Source organism: Streptomyces sp. DT190, from assembly GCF_049846985.1.
Classification (GTDB): domain Bacteria; phylum Actinomycetota; class Actinomycetes; order Streptomycetales; family Streptomycetaceae; genus Streptomyces.
The window spans coordinates 336,184-350,588 of record NZ_JBNCNM010000004.1; the positions used below are offsets into that span (position 1 = coordinate 336,184).

11 protein-coding genes are annotated in these 14,405 nt (G+C 74.2%); 8 read left to right on the plus strand and 3 right to left on the minus strand.

The features are described from left to right. The first annotated feature begins 43 nt into the window (after nucleotides 1-43). A complete protein-coding gene (locus ACPXCS_RS11230; protein ID WP_425951940.1) occupies nucleotides 44-1,600 on the plus strand; it encodes a hypothetical protein in 1,557 nt (518 codons plus the stop codon). Nucleotides 1,601-1,612: 12 nt separating this feature from the next. Here ACPXCS_RS11230 and ACPXCS_RS11235 read toward each other — a convergent pair whose 3' ends face one another. Then, nucleotides 1,613-2,026 carry an organic hydroperoxide resistance protein gene (locus ACPXCS_RS11235; RefSeq protein WP_425951941.1) on the minus strand — a complete coding sequence of 138 codons (414 nt, stop codon included), beginning with the start codon at nucleotides 2,024-2,026 and terminating at the stop codon, nucleotides 1,613-1,615. Between the two features lie 122 nt (nucleotides 2,027-2,148). Here ACPXCS_RS11235 and ACPXCS_RS11240 point away from each other — a divergent pair, with 122 nt between their 5' ends. Further along, nucleotides 2,149-2,637 (plus strand): MarR family winged helix-turn-helix transcriptional regulator, encoded by a 489-nt coding sequence (locus ACPXCS_RS11240; RefSeq protein WP_425951942.1) that lies wholly within the window; start codon nucleotides 2,149-2,151, stop codon nucleotides 2,635-2,637. 476 nt (nucleotides 2,638-3,113) lie between these two features. On the opposite strand, the gene ACPXCS_RS11245 is transcribed toward ACPXCS_RS11240, so the two are convergent. After that, a complete protein-coding gene (locus tag ACPXCS_RS11245) occupies nucleotides 3,114-4,625 on the minus strand; it encodes a glycosyltransferase family 39 protein (protein ID WP_425951967.1) in 1,512 nt (503 codons plus the stop codon). A 193-nt stretch (nucleotides 4,626-4,818) separates the two neighbouring features. On the opposite strand from ACPXCS_RS11245, the gene ACPXCS_RS11250 reads away from it, so the two are divergent. Continuing rightward, nucleotides 4,819-6,510, plus strand: coding sequence for a glycosyltransferase family 2 protein (locus ACPXCS_RS11250; protein ID WP_425951943.1), 1,692 nt, complete (start codon nucleotides 4,819-4,821; stop codon nucleotides 6,508-6,510). A 71-nt stretch (nucleotides 6,511-6,581) separates the two neighbouring features. Continuing rightward, nucleotides 6,582-7,562: a UDP-glucose 4-epimerase GalE gene (gene galE / locus ACPXCS_RS11255; RefSeq protein WP_425951944.1), complete on the plus strand. Its 981-nt coding sequence runs from the start codon at nucleotides 6,582-6,584 to the stop codon at nucleotides 7,560-7,562. 268 nt (nucleotides 7,563-7,830) lie between these two features. On the opposite strand, the gene ACPXCS_RS11260 is transcribed toward galE, so the two are convergent. Beyond that, a complete protein-coding gene (locus ACPXCS_RS11260; RefSeq protein WP_425951945.1) occupies nucleotides 7,831-8,457 on the minus strand; it encodes a TetR/AcrR family transcriptional regulator in 627 nt (208 codons plus the stop codon). Nucleotides 8,458-8,656: 199 nt separating this feature from the next. Here ACPXCS_RS11260 and ACPXCS_RS11265 point away from each other — a divergent pair, with 199 nt between their 5' ends. The 4 genes from ACPXCS_RS11265 to ACPXCS_RS11280 all read left to right on the plus strand — a co-directional run bounded on the left by ACPXCS_RS11265 (nucleotide 8,657) and on the right by ACPXCS_RS11280 (nucleotide 14,298). After that, entirely contained in the window at nucleotides 8,657-9,571 is a 915-nt protein-coding gene (locus tag ACPXCS_RS11265; RefSeq protein WP_425951946.1) for an ABC transporter permease, read from the plus strand. Then, nucleotides 9,564-10,382, plus strand: coding sequence for an ABC transporter ATP-binding protein (locus ACPXCS_RS11270; protein ID WP_425951947.1), 819 nt, complete (start codon nucleotides 9,564-9,566; stop codon nucleotides 10,380-10,382). Before ACPXCS_RS11265 ends, ACPXCS_RS11270 begins: the two co-directional genes overlap by 8 nt. 77 nt (nucleotides 10,383-10,459) lie before the next feature. Continuing rightward, entirely contained in the window at nucleotides 10,460-12,655 is a 2,196-nt protein-coding gene (locus tag ACPXCS_RS11275) for a CDP-glycerol glycerophosphotransferase family protein (RefSeq protein WP_425951948.1), read from the plus strand. Next, a complete protein-coding gene (locus ACPXCS_RS11280) occupies nucleotides 12,652-14,298 on the plus strand; it encodes a glycosyltransferase family 2 protein (protein WP_425951949.1) in 1,647 nt (548 codons plus the stop codon). Before ACPXCS_RS11275 ends, ACPXCS_RS11280 begins: the two co-directional genes overlap by 4 nt. Nucleotides 14,299-14,405 lie beyond the last annotated feature (107 nt).

Here is a 14,405-nt window from a genome sequence, read left to right on the forward strand (position 1 = left end):
CCGGGAACATTCGGCGCATGCCCCAGACCCTTTCCCCTCTCCTGTGAGCGCCCCGGTCCTCGTCCGGCGGGCGGTGCGCGGCGCGACGGCGCTGCGCGGCGGCCGCCCGGGACGCCTCACCCCGTACCGGTTCTACGGCGCCCTGTTCTGGCTGGTGATGACGCTGGCGTTCTGGCGCGTCCCGCTGTGCTGCGACGCCGGGCAGCACGCGGCGGTGATCGAGCGCCTCAGGGACGATCTGCTGCACCCGGCCCACACCATGGCGGACCTGCCGGGCGAGGGCAGCCCCTACTACGGCCCGTACGCCGTCGCACAGGGCGTGCTGGCGCGGGTGACGGGGCTGTCCGGCTGGGCGGTGGTGAAGCTCGCCGGGCCGGTGCACCTGCTGGTGCTGCTGGCGGGGCTCGGCCGGTTCGTCCGGAGCCTGACCGCACGCCCCTGGGCGCCGGTGCTGGCGCTGCTGTTCATGACGCTGCTGTGGGGGACCACGCGGATCCTGTGGAGCGGCTATCTCGGCCTGATGCCGATGACGACGAACCTCGGCTATCCGTCCGCGCTGGCCATCGGCCTGACCTTCTGGGCGTGGGCCTGGACGGGTACCCGGGCCCGGCAGGACGCCGCGGTGCGGTTCGTCGGCCCGAGCGGGCTCGGCGGCTGGTGGGGGTACGCCGGGATCGGCCTGCTGTACGCGCTGATCCTGCTCACGCATCCGGTGACGGCCGCCTCGGCGTTCACCGGGGCGGTGGCGATCGTGGCGTCCCGGCAGCGCGGCTGGCGCCGGCCGGTGGTGGCGCGCTGGGCGCTCACCGCCGCGGCCTGCGCGGCGCTCGCCCTGGCGTGGCCGTACTACGACGTGCTGGAACTGGTGGGCGACACCGGCATGGACGCGATGCACCGGCAGCTGTACGAGCGGATGCTCGCCAACTCCTGGCTGGCGCTGCTCGGTCTGCCCGCGCTGTGGCTGCGGGCCCGCCGCTCGGCGCGTGATCCGCTGGTGTTCATGTTCGCGCTGGAGTGCCTGCTGGTGGCGTACGGCTGGGTGAGCGGGCACTACACGTACGCCCGGGCCCTGTGGGCCGTGCTGGTGCCGCTGCAGTTCGCCCTGGCGGTGGAGCTGGCGGCGGCCCGGCCCTGGAGCCGGGCCCGCAGGGTGCTGGGCGGGGTGGCGGCGGCCGGGGTGTGCGCCGGGTTCCTGACCGTGCACGCCGGGGCGGTCGTGCCGCGCTCCGTCGACCCGGTGGGGTTCACGCAGCCGACGCGCTGGCCGGCGTACGACTGGGCGGCGCGGCACATCGGGCGGGGCGAGGTGGTGATCACCGACGGGTACCTCGCGAGCCACTCCCTGGCCGGATACGGGCCGAACCTCGCCGCGCCCATCTGGCCCGACCCGGCGCTGGACGAGGCGGAGCGCCGGCGGCGGGCGGCCGACGTGCGCGCCTACCTCGCCCCGGACGCGACCCGCGCCGAGCGGGCCGCCGTCGTCCGCCGCTACCACGTGCGCTGGCTGCTGCTGACGCGCTGGCACCCGGTGCCCGAGGAGGCCGTGGTGGTGGCGTGGAGCCGGCGGACGGGGGAGGTGCTGGCGCGGGTCGGGCCGTGACGCGGGCGGCGCCTACTCGATGACGAGGTCGACCTCGATGTTGCCGCGGGTGGCGTTGGAGTACGGGCAGACCTGGTGGGCCTGCTCGACCAGCTTGCGGCCGGTCGCCTCGTCCACGCTGTCGGGGAGCTCCACCCGGAGGGTGACGGCGAGGCCGAAGCCCTCGCCCTGCTTGCCTATGGAGACCTCGGCGGTGACGGCGGCGTCGCTGACGTCGACCTTGGCCTGGCGGCCGACCAGGCCGAGGGCGCTGCCGAAGCAGGCGGCGTAACCGGCGGCGAAGAGCTGCTCGGGGTTGGTGCCCTGGCCGTTGCCACCCATCGACTGGGGCACGCCCAGGGCGAGGTCCAGCACGCCGTCGGAGCTGACGGCCCGCCCGTCACGGCCGTGGGTGGCGGTGGCGACAGCGGTGTAGAGCGCGTCCATGGAAGACCTTCCCTCTCACGTCATGGTTCGGCGGCCCGCTTCCGGGCCGCCCGACACCCAGAATTAGAGCACACAATTAAGTTGCGCGCAATTGAATGGTGGGCACGAGCTACCCTGGAGGCATGAACACGCAGGACGACGACTGGCTCCGCCTGGACCAGCAGATCTGTTTCTCCCTGCACGCGGCCTCCCGCGCCTTCAACGGGGTCTACCGCGTGATCCTCAAGGACCTGGGGCTCACCTACCCGCAGTACCTCGTGATGCTGGTGCTGTGGGAGCAGGGCGAGCTGCCCGTGAAGAAGCTCGGGGAGCATCTGCGGCTGGACTCCGGCACGCTGTCGCCGCTGCTGAAACGGCTGGAGGCGGCCGGTCTGGTGCGCCGGGAGCGCAGCGCCCGCGACGAGCGGTCGGTCGAGGTGCGTCTCACCGAGGAGGGCACGGCCCTGCGGCAGCGGGCGCTGGAGGTGCCGCGCCGGATCGCCGCGGCCACGGGCTTCGAAGCGGCCGAGATCCGCACGCTGCGGGCTCGTCTCGACGAGCTCACCACCGCGCTGGACGCAGCCGCGCTGACCCCGACGCCCGGGGGGCCGCCGGGAGCCGGACTGTCTTAGCGAGGCGGGTCGACCGGCCGGGCGCCGGGGCCTCGGCGAGGCCGGGCGGGTGCCGGGGTGCCTCGGCGCGGCCGGGCGGCACGCCGGAAGCCGGGCTGCCTCGACGAGACCGGGCGGTAGGCCGGAAGCCGAGCTGTCTCGGCGAGACCGGGCGGTAGGCCGGAAGCCGGGCTGCCTCAACGCGGCCGGGCATCACGCCGGAAGCCGAGCTGTCTCGGCGCGGCCGGGCAGCACGCCGGAAGCCGGGCTGCCTCGGCGCGGCCGGGCGGCACGTCGGGCTTGCTGCCGCCAGCCGCCGCCTCCGCGGACTCACCCGCGATGGGACGCACCCGCGGCCCGCCATCGCACTGGATCCAGCCGCGCCCGCGAAGTCGGCGGGCGCGACGCCCGGAACCGACCGTCGCAGCGACGCCCGGCGCACCCCGGTGGGGTGTTGGGCCCGGCCCAGCCAGGAGCCGCCCGTCACCCGGCCTCGCTCACTCCGTCCCCCGGTGGTCCGCCCGGAGCCGGGCCGTCGTGGTCGTGCCGGGTGGGAGGTCGGCGGGTCGGTGGCGGACGTGCAGGCGCAGCACCACGTCGTCCCGGACGTGTTCCTCGCGGACGGTGAACTCCCGCGCGAGGACGGTCAGCTTGGTGCGCTCCACCGGGTCGGCCGGGGACCAGCCCGGAGCCAGCGCGTACCGCTCGGCGACCAGCCAGACGCGGTCCACCGAGGCGAGCCTGCGCCGCAGCTCCCCGGGTGTCGCCTCGCGCCCCCACAGCGTGCCGGACCGGGGCGCCGACTCACGCAGCGCGATGTCCCGCACCCGCGCGAACCCCTTCGGGTAGGCCAGCGCGGCCAGCCTGCCGACCGACGGCACGTAGAGCACCGGGTCGCCGGGGCGCATCTGGCGGACGGCGAGCGCGGAGACCACGGCGAGGTTGTCCGGGCGGTGCGCGGCCGAGCGGTCCTGGCGGTGGACCGGCAGCTGCTGCACGAAGACCGTGGTCAGGGCGAGGACGCCGGCCAGGCCCGCCAGGGCGTGCATCTGCCGGCCGCCGATCCGCAGCCGCCGCCCGTCGAACCGCACCCGTCCGAGCAGCCCCGCCACCCGCCCGGCCCCGGCCGCGACCAGGAGGGAAGCGCCCGCGAGCGCGTAGAGCACGTACCGGTCGTGGTACAGCGGCCGCGCCTGGGAGACGGTCAGCAGCACACCCGGCGGCACCAGCAGCAAGGGCAGCGCCACCGCCGCCGTCCGCCGCGCCCGCAGCCCCACGGCCATCAGCAGCAGCGGCACCCAGAAGGCGGCCCCCTCCGGGCCGGGCGCGAAGTTCCGGGCCAGCCGCGCGACCCGGTCCCAGCCGGGCGTCTCCAGCCAGGCTACCTGCCCGGCCTGCCCCTGGGAGACCCACACCAGCGGCAGCAGGAGCAGCACCACCGCCCCCGCCGCGCGGCCCCAGCCGGCCCACACCCCGCGGGGCACCCGCCACAGGGCCAGGGTCAGGGCGTGCGCGCACAGCACCAGCACCGCGAACTCGTGCAGCAGACAGCTCACCGCGAGGACCGCCCCGTAGGGCCACCACGCCCGGGCACGCCCGGTGTCCACGGCCCGCACCAGCAGCAGCGTCGCCGCCGCCACGCCCGCCGCGACCAGCGCGTACGACCGTCCCTCCTGGGCGTAGTGGCCGGTCATCGGGGTGATCGCGTAGAGGACGCCGGCCCACAGGCCGACCCGCGGCCCGGCCAGCCGGACCCCCAGGGCGGCGACCAGGCCGGCGGTGGCGGTCGCCGCGGCCACGGACGGCAGGCGCAGCACGACCTCGTCCGGACGGACGGCGAGGACGGCGTGCATGACGAGGTAGTACAGGCCGTGCACCGCGTCCACGTCGTGCAGCAGCCGCCAGATCTGCCCGACCGTGCGCTGCGCGACCTGGAAGGTGACGCTCTCGTCGCCCCACATGCCGCCGCGGTCCAGGCCCCACAGCCCGATCGCGAGCATCACCGCCATGGGAACCACCACGGGAAGCACCGCGGGGAACGCCGCGGGCGCCGCCACGGGCCCCGCACGCGTGCCGAACCGGTCGCTCCCCCTCGCCTGTCCGATCGTCACGGCCCGATTCTGTGACGCCCTGCACCCTTTATGGGCGTTTGATGGTGTGTTATCACTTTCATGTCATTCGCCCGGCTTACGATCCGCGGTGATGGATGCCGTGAGGAACGCCGAGGAAGACGTCGCCGTCGTGGTCATCGGCTACGACGACGCCGCCCATGTGACGGACGCCGTGCGCTCGGCGCTCGACCAGGGGCCTGCCGTGCGGGAGGTCGTCGCCGTCGACGACTGCTCGACGGACGGCAGCGCGGGCCTGCTGGAGCGGCTGGCCGCGTCGGAACCGCGGCTGCGGGTGATCCGCCGACGGGCCAACAGCGGCGGCTGCGGCACCCCGCGCAACACCGGGCTCGACGCGGTGACGGCGTCCTACGTGATGTTCCTGGACAGCGACGACGTCCTGCCTCCGGGCGCGGTCGACGCGCTGCTCGCGGCGGCGGCGGGGACGAACGCCGAGGTGGTGGGCGGCCTGTGCGTGCGCAGGGAACTGCCCGGCGGCCGCGAGGTCCCCTGGCAGGCGGGCCTGTACGCCCACCACGCCGTCGTGCCGCGGCCCGCGCGGCGCCCCCGCCTGGTCCACGACACGCTCTGCGTCAACAAGCTCTACCGCACCGGCTTCCTGCGCGCGCACCGCATCCGCTTCCCCGAGGGCCGCTTCCCGTACGAGGACGTCGTCTTCACCGCACGCGTGCTGGCCGCCGCCCCGCGCATCGCCCTGGTGCCGGACCGGGTGTACGTCTGGCACGTGCGGCGGTCCGCCGAGCGGCTGTCGATCTCGCTGGACCGGGCCGGCGTCGACAACTGGCGGGCCCGTACGGAGGCGTGCCGGCAGGCGTACGAGATCCTGCTGGGCGCCGGGCAGAAGGAACTCGCGCGGGCCGCGCGCGCCAAGTTCCTCGATCACGACCTGCGGATGTACCTGCGCGAACTGGGGTTGCGCGACATCGCGTACCGGCGTGCGTGGTGGGAGCTCACGCGGGCGCACCTCGCGGAGTACGACGCGGACGACTGGGCGCGCAACCCGGCCGCTCCCGGCCGGCTGGCGGGACGGGTCGTCCTGGCCGCCCCGGAGCCGCGCGACCTGTCCCGGCTGCGGGAGCTGGCGGCCCGCCCGGCCCGGCTCCGGCCGCCGTACGCCCGGGCCGCCGACGGCACGCCCGTCTGGTCGCCCGACCTGCCCCAGGTCTCCCTCGAACCCCTGCTGACCGGCCCGGTGCGGGCGCTCCCCCTCGCGGTCGACGCCGCGCTGCGGCCCCGCGCCCGGGACACCCGGCTGCGGCTGGTGCTGCACGAGCTGTACGGACGGGTGGCGCAGGCGGGACCGGAGACGGTGGAGATGGAGTGGTGGCACCGGGACGACGGGGACGTGGTGGTCCCGGGCGGGAGCGCGGCGCTCGTGCCGTGCCCGGAGCCGGGCGGGCCCGCCCCGGCAGGCGAGGGACCGGGCGGACCGTCCGGATCCGGCGTCGCCGGGCCGGCCGGGGCCCCCGCCACCTGGTCGGCCGAGGTCGGCGTCGATCTGGCCGCCCTGGTCGCGCTCGGCGCGGGCACCTGGGATCTGCGCCTGCGGGTCCGTTTCCGCGACGGCGGGAGCCGTGAGGTCTCGGCGCACGCGCTCACGGGCGCCGGTCTGCTGCGCCGCCGCGCCGTCCCGAGCGCCCGGCGCGGCGTGGTACTCGTACAGCCGTACCCCACCCACTCGGGCGCGCTGGCGCTGCGGGTGGCACCGGGCGTACGCGGTGTGCTCTCCGTCGTACGCCGGCGGCTGCGCCGCCTGCTTCACTGAGAACACCACGACCACGACGGACCAGCGCCACGCACACCACCACGGGCCAACTGACGAGGGGACGGCCGCACATGACCTGGTTGATCACCGGCGGCGCCGGTTACATCGGCGCGCACGTCGTACGGGCGATGACCGCGGCGGGCGAACAGGCGGTGGTGTACGACGACCTGTCCACCGGCATCGCCGAGCGCGTGCCCGACGGGGTGCCGCTGGTGGTGGGCTCGATCCTGGACGCCGAGCGGGTCGCGCGTGCCCTCGCGGACCACGAGGTCACCGGCGTCGTGCACCTCGCGGCGAAGAAGCAGGTGGGCGAGTCGGTCGAGCAGCCGCTGCGCTACTACCGGGAGAACGTCGAGGGCCTGCGGATCCTGCTGGACGCGGTGACGGCGGCCGGGGTGCCGTCCTTCGTCTTCTCCTCCTCGGCGGCGGTCTACGGCATGCCGGACGTGGACCTGGTCACCGAGGAGACGCCCTGCCTGCCGATGTCGCCGTACGGCGAGACGAAGCTGGCCGGCGAGTGGCTGGTGCGCGCCACGAGCCGGGCGACGGGACTGTCGACCGCCTCCCTGCGCTACTTCAACGTGGCGGGCGCGGCCGGCCCCGAGCTGGCGGACACGGGTGTCTTCAACCTCGTGCCGATGGTCTTCGAGAAGCTCACGGAGCACGCGCCGCCGCGCGTCTTCGGCGACGACTACCCGACCCCGGACGGCACCTGCGTACGGGACTACATCCACGTCGTCGACCTGGCCGAGGCCCATGTCGCCGCGGCCCGGGTTCTGCGCTCCTCCCCCGGCCGCGACCTCACGGTCAACATCGGCCGCGGCGAGGGCGTCTCCGTGCGCGAGATGATCGACCGCATCAACGCGGTCACCGGCTTCGACCTGACGCCCGAGGTCACGCCCCGCCGCCCGGGCGACCCGGCCCGGGTCGTCGCCTCCGCCGACCGCGCCGCCGCCGAACTGGGCTGGAAGGCCCGGCACGACGTCCAGGACATGATCACCTCGGCGTGGCAGGGCTGGCTACGACTGCACCCGGACGCGGCCCGACACTGACCCACCCGGGCCGGCACTGACCCGCCCGGGCCCGGCGCTGATCCGCCCGGCGCGGCGCTGAATCGCTGCGGCCCGGCACACACCCACCCGGGCCCGGCACTGACCTACCCCGGCCCGGCGGTGATCCGCCCCGGCCCGGCACGCACCCACCCGGGCCCGGCACTCACCTACCCCGGTCCGGCGCCGGCCCGCTCCAGCCTTGCGACGGCCGGACTCCCGGCAGAAGCCGGCCACCGCCGGTGTTTGAACTACCGGCCGGGACGGACCGTCACAGTGCCCGCAGCGCCCCGGCCGTCGCCGTCGTCAGCGCGCCCAGGTACCCCTTGGGCAGCTTGGGGCTGCGGATCACCACCGAGCGCCAGTACAGCGGTCCCGAGATCAGGTCGAGCGCGAGGTCGCGGTCCAGGCCCTCGCGCAGCTCGCCGCGCCGCTGCGCCGCCGTGACGATGCCGGTGGCGACCCCGTCCTGACCCTCCCGCAGGGCCTTCTGGAGGGCCTCGGCGATCTCGGGGTTGCGGGCCGCCTCGGCCTGGAGGTCGGGGATGATCTGCGAGGCGACGGGGTGGCGCAGGGCGCGGGACGTCACCTCGTACAGCAGCCGCAGGTCGCCCTCCAGGGAGCCGGTGTCCGGCGCGGGCAGGCCCTGCACGGCGAGGGCCGAGACGATGTCCAGGACCAGGTGCAGCTTGGAACGCCAGCGCCGGTAGACCGCCGTCTTGCCGACCCCGGCACGGCGCGCGATCCCCTCGATGGACATGCGCGCGTAGCCGACGGCCGCGAGCTCCTCGAACACGGCCGCCCGGATGGCCTCCGTGACGTCCTGGCGCAGTACGGCCGCTCCCGCGGGGGCCCGGCGGCGCGGGGACGGCTGGGACTCCTCGGGCTTCGTCGTCATGCCGGACAGCATAGGGCGTGACGACGAAACGGTTGCGTTGCGACGCTCGAACGGCTTACGCTCGCGTTGCGACGATACGGTCCCGTCCCGACGCAAAGAGTCGTGCAGGCTTCGGCAAAGACGGCAAAGACCACCCCCTTTCCGGCCCCGCGCGGCTCCCAGGACGTCCCACCCCCTCCCCCGAGCGAAAGCAGCGGATGTGAGTCAGGTCCTCCACACACCGCCCCGGACACCGGTCCCCGCCGACGACGACCTCGCGGCCCTCGCCGCCCGCCACGGCCTCTCGGTCAGCGGCGCCCGGCCCTCCCTGCCCGCGTACGTCCGGCAGCTGTGGGCCCGCCGCCACTTCATCACCGCGTTCGCCACCGCCAAGCTCACCGCCCAGTACAGCCAGGCGAAGCTCGGCCAGCTCTGGCAGGTGATGACCCCGCTGCTGAACGCGGCGGTCTACTACTTCATCTTCGGCGTCCTGCTCGGCACCAAGCACGGCGTGCCGGACTACGTCCCGTTCCTGGTCACGGGCGTGTTCGTCTGGACGTTCACCCAGAGCTCGATCATGGCGGGCACCCGCGCCATATCCGGCAACCTCGGCCTGGTCCGGGCCCTGCACTTCCCGCGCGCCGCGCTGCCCCTGTCGTTCTGCCTCCAGCAGCTCCAGCAGCTGCTGTTCTCGATGGCCGCGCTGGTCGTCATCCTGCTCTGCTTCGGTGTGCCGGTGGGCGTGTCCTGGCTGCTGGCGGTGCCGGCACTGGTCCTGCAGTTCACGTTCAACGCGGGCGTCTCCATGGTCGTGGCCCGGATGGGCGCGAGGACCCCGGACATCGCCCAGCTGATGCCGTTCGTGCTGCGCACCTGGATGTACGTCTCGGGCGTCATGTGGAGCATCGACCAGCTGGCGGACAAGGACAGCCTGCCGCGCGTGGTGACGGTCCTGCTGGAGACCAACCCGGCCGCCATCTACATCGACCTGATGCGCTTCGCCCTGATCGACAGCTTCCACGCGAGCCAGCTCCCGGCCCACGTGTGGGCGATCGCCGCCGGCTGGGCGCTGCTCGCCGGGGCCGGCGGGTTCATCTACTTCTGGAAGGCTGAGGAGACGTACGGCCGTGGCTGAGCACCCGAGCGAGAAGATCCCCACCGTCGTCGCCGACGGCGTCGACATCGTCTACCGCGTGAACGGCACCGGCGCCGGACGCGGCTCCGCGACCGCCGCCCTCAACCGCATCGTGCGCCGCAGGCAGACGGAGAAGGCGGCCGGTGTGCGCCGGGTGCACGCCGTGCGGAACGTGTCGTTCGTCGCCTACCGGGGCGAGGCGATCGGCCTGATCGGCACCAACGGCTCCGGCAAGTCGACCCTGCTCAAGGCCGTCGCCGGGCTGCTGCCGGTGGAGAACGGCCGCATCTACACCGACGGCCAGCCCTCCCTGCTGGGCGTGAACGCAGCCCTCATGAACGACCTGACCGGCGAGCGCAACGTGCACCTCGGCGGCCTGGCCATGGGCATGTCCCGCGAGCAGATCAGGGAGCGCTACCAGGAGATCGTCGACTTCTCGGGGATCAACGAGAAGGGCGACTTCATCACGCTGCCGATGCGCACGTACTCCTCCGGCATGGCCGCGCGGCTGCGGTTCTCCATCGCCGCCGCCAAGGACCACGACGTGCTGCTCATCGACGAGGCCCTGGCCACCGGCGACCGCTCCTTCCAGAAGCGCTCGGAGGCCCGCATCCGCGAGCTGCGCAAGCACGCCGGCACCGTCTTCCTGGTCAGCCACAACAACAAGTCGATACGCGACACCTGCGACCGCGTGCTGTGGCTGGAGCGCGGGGAGCTGCGCATGGACGGGCCGACGGAGGACGTCCTGAAGGAGTACGAGGCGTTCACCGGGGAGAAGGCGCCGAAGCCCAAGGCCAAGGTTCCCTCGTGAGGCGCACCCGATCGGCCCTTTTGTCTCATTGATGGCAGCATGACCGCGTAGGTGCAGCCGCGAGAAGGGGTCCCGTGATGGCCGAGCTGAGCGTCGTCGTCCACGGGCCGAACGTCCAGGGCCATCTGACGGAACTCCTCGACTCCCTGGCCGCCCATCCGCTGCCGGACGCCGAGGTGATCGTGGCCGCGGTCGGCGACTGGGCCCGCGAGACGGCCGAGCGGCACGCACCGGACGTCCAGGTGCTGCCGCTGCCGGACGGCACGGGCGACGCCGCGGCCCGCGCGGCGGGCGCCACCCGGGCCCGTGGACGCTGGCTGCACTTCGTCCACGCCAAGGACGGCCTGCCCGCCGGCGCCCCGCGCCTGGTCGCCGAGCGGGTGGCCGAGCTGCCGCCCGAGGTGGACGTCCTGCTGCTGGACCACGTCCGCAGCACCTGGCGCACCACGGGCATGCCCTCCCCCGACGGTTCGCTGCTCGCCCGGGCGGGCCGTGCCGACGTCGCCCTCGACGACTGCTCACCGCTGCTGCGGCTGACCCCGCTGCTCGGCACCCGCGTGCTGCGCGCGGACTTCTACAAGGCGCACGAGCAGCGGTTCGGCACCGACGACGAGCCCTACGCGGCCCTGGCCGCCCTGCTGCTCGCCGACCGCGTGGCCTGCCTGCCGCACGTCGCCTACGAGGACCGCCGGCTGCGCCCCGCGAGCCTGCCCCCGCTCACGCCGGAACAGCGCTACGGCCTGGTCGCGCGCTACGAGTCCCTCCTCGACCTCACCCGCGACCGCCGGGCCGCCCACACCGTCCTCTACGACGTCATGGTCCGCGACTGCCTGCGCACCTTCGCCCGCGGCGGCATGACGGAGGAGGTCGCACGGGAGTTCTTCCGCCGTGCGTCGCTGGCCGCCCTGCGCCGCCGCCCCGAGGGCTACCGCCACCCTGCCGGGCTCGAAGGCGTCCGCCGCTCGCTCCTCCAGGAGGGCGCGTACGGCCGGTACCGCGCCTTCCAGGCCGTCAACCGCACCCGGCGCACCGCCCGATCGGCCGTACGCGCCCGCAGGCGCCAGGTGGGAGCGCGGCTCCGCGACCACCAGTACCGCAGGGCCCTCGGCCGCCCGGTCAACCCGCACCTGGCGGTGTTCGCCGCGTACTGGAACCGCGGAGTCGCCTGCAACCCGGCCGCGATCGCCGCCAAGCTCGCCGAACTCGCCCCGCAGATCCACCCCGTGTGGGTGGTGAACCCGGAGAACGCGGCCCTGCTGCCGCCCGGCACCGACCACGTGCTGCCCGGCACCCGCCGCTACTGGGAGGTGCTGGCCACCGCCCGGTACCTGGTCAACAACGTCAACTTCCCCAACGCGGTGGTCAAGCGCCCCGACGCGATCCATCTCCAGACCCACCACGGCACGCCCCTGAAGCGCATGGGCATCGACCAGATGGCGTACCCGGCCGCCGCGCAGGGCCTGGACTTCCAGGCGCTGCTGGAGCGGATCGACAAGTGGGACTTCAGCGTCTCCGCCAACAGCCACACCACCCGCATGTGGGAGCGGGCCTACCCCTCGCGCTACGTCTCCCTGGACCACGGCTACCCGCGCAACGACGTCTACTACACCGCCGGCGCCGCCGAGATCCGCGCGGTCCGCGACCGGCTCGGCATCGCCCCCGGCCACCGCGCGATCCTCTACGCGCCGACCCACCGCGACTACGAGGCCGGCTGGACCCCGCGTCTCGACCTCGCGGCCCTCGCCGACCGCCTGGGCGAGGAAACGGTCCTGCTGGTGCGCGGCCACTACTTCTACGGCGGCGCCGCCTCCCCGCTCAGCAACCTGCGCCGCACGGGCCGGATCATCGACGTCTCCTCCTACGACCCGGTCGAGGAGCTGTGCCTGGCGGCGGACGCCCTGATCACGGACTACTCCTCGATCATGTTCGACTACGCCAACCTCGACCGGCCGATCGTGATCCACGCCGACGACTGGGAGACCTACCGCACGACCCGGGGCGTCTACTTCGACCTGATGGCCGAGGCCCCGGGGCCCGTCGCCCGCACCCAGCAGGAGCTGACGGAGATCCTCACCACCGAGGCCTGGCGCGACGAGGGCGCGGCGAAGACCCGGGCCGCCTTCCGCCGCCGGTTCTGCGAGTACGACGACGGACGCGCCGCCGAACGCGTCGTGCGCCGGGTCTTCCTCGGCCAGGACGAGAAGGACCTGCCGCCGGTCCTGCCGCTCGAGGAGCGCACCCCGGCCCCCACCCCGCAGGAGGCGACCGCATGAGCACCCCCGACGTCACCGTGACGGTCATCGTCTACAACGACGCCGAACGCCTCCCCCGCGCGGTGGCCTCGGTGCGCCGGCAGACCCACGCGAACCTCGAGATCATCATCAGCGACGACCACTCCACCGACGCCACCCCGGCGGTGGCCCAGCGGCTGGCGGCCGAGGACCCGCGCATCCGCCACCTGCGCCTGGAGCGCAACAGCGGCGGCTGCAGCGCCCCGCGCAACCGCGCCCTGGAGATCGCCCGGGCACCGCTGCTGATGTTCCTCGACAGCGACGACGAACTGCCCGACGACGCCGTCGCCCTGCTGCTCGCCGCGCACCGCGAACGCGAACTCGACTTCGCCATGGGGGCGGTGCAGCGGATCCGCGTGGACAACGGCCGCCGCTCGACGTGGATGCCCCACCTGGTCGCCGAGCGCCGCACCCTCGACGGCATCGAGGCCGACCCGCGCCTGCTCTTCGAGCACCTGTCGACGAGCAAGATGTACGCCCGCGCCTTCCTCGACCGGCACGGCCTGCGCTTCCCCGAGGGCATCCACTACGAGGACCAGCTGTTCTCGGCGCAGGCGTACTGCCTGGCCAAGAGCTTCACGATCATCCCGGAACCGGTCTACCGCTGGTACGTCGCCCCGTACGCGGCCTCCGACGCGGCCTCGATATCCAACCAGCGGCACAAGCTCGCCAACGTCCGGGACCGGATCCACGTCCAGCGGCTCATCGACGCGTTCCTCGCCGAGAGCGGGCACGAGTCGCTGCGCGAGGACAAGGACCACAAGTTCCTCAAGCACGACTTCCGCATGTACGCCGGTGACCTGCCCTACCGGGACGACGCCTGGCTGACGTCCTTCACGGACCTCGTCACCCCCTACCTCGACACCCTCACGCCGGGCGCGTTCGCCCGCCTCCCGCGCGCCGAGCGGGTGGTCGTGCAGCTGATCCGCGACCGGCGGCCGGCGGACGCCCGCCTGGCCTCCCGGGGCCTGGGCCACGGCGTCGCCCCGCGCCAGATCGCGACGGACGGCGACGGCCGCACCTACTGGGGCAACCGGGTCCCCCCGACCGCCTGGGCCCGCCGCGAACTCGACCTGTCCGACCTGGAGCTGGAGACCCGCCCGTTCCCCAGCGCCCAGTTCCGCCACGAGATCACCGAGATCACCCGCGGCCCGGGCGCCTCCGTGGACCTCGCGATCCGCACCTACGACCCGGCCCGGCGCCTCCCGGTCGGCCCCCAGCGCGCCACGCTGCTCATCGCTCCCGGGGGCCGCCGCCTGCAGGTCCCCTTCCGCCTCTCCCCGGTGCGCCCGGGCCTCTTCGAGGGCCACGCGCACCTGGACCTGGCGGCGGCCTCCCTGCCCCTGCAGGGCTTCGCGGGCGTCCGTCACCCGCTGCTCCGGCTGACGCACCAGGGCCTGTCCCACACGGGCCTGCTGCTGGCGCCCCTGTCGTTCCCGACGCTGACCACCCGCCTCCCGTCCCACCGGCTGACGGTGGAGCCGGAGGGCCACGGCCCGGGCCGTCTCCAGGTCCGCTGGGAGCCGGTCGGCGTGACGGCGCGGGTGATCCGCCCGGTGGTGCGGCGGGTGGCCACACCGAAGGTGAAGAGGGCGGCCCGGCTGGTGGCGAGCGCACTGCGCTGAGCGGTGCCGCGCGCCCACCCGGAAGACGCCCGGAAGACGACCCGGAAGACGCCCGGCAAGACGACCGGAAGACGCCCGGAAGACGAAACGCCCCGGACCGTTCCCGG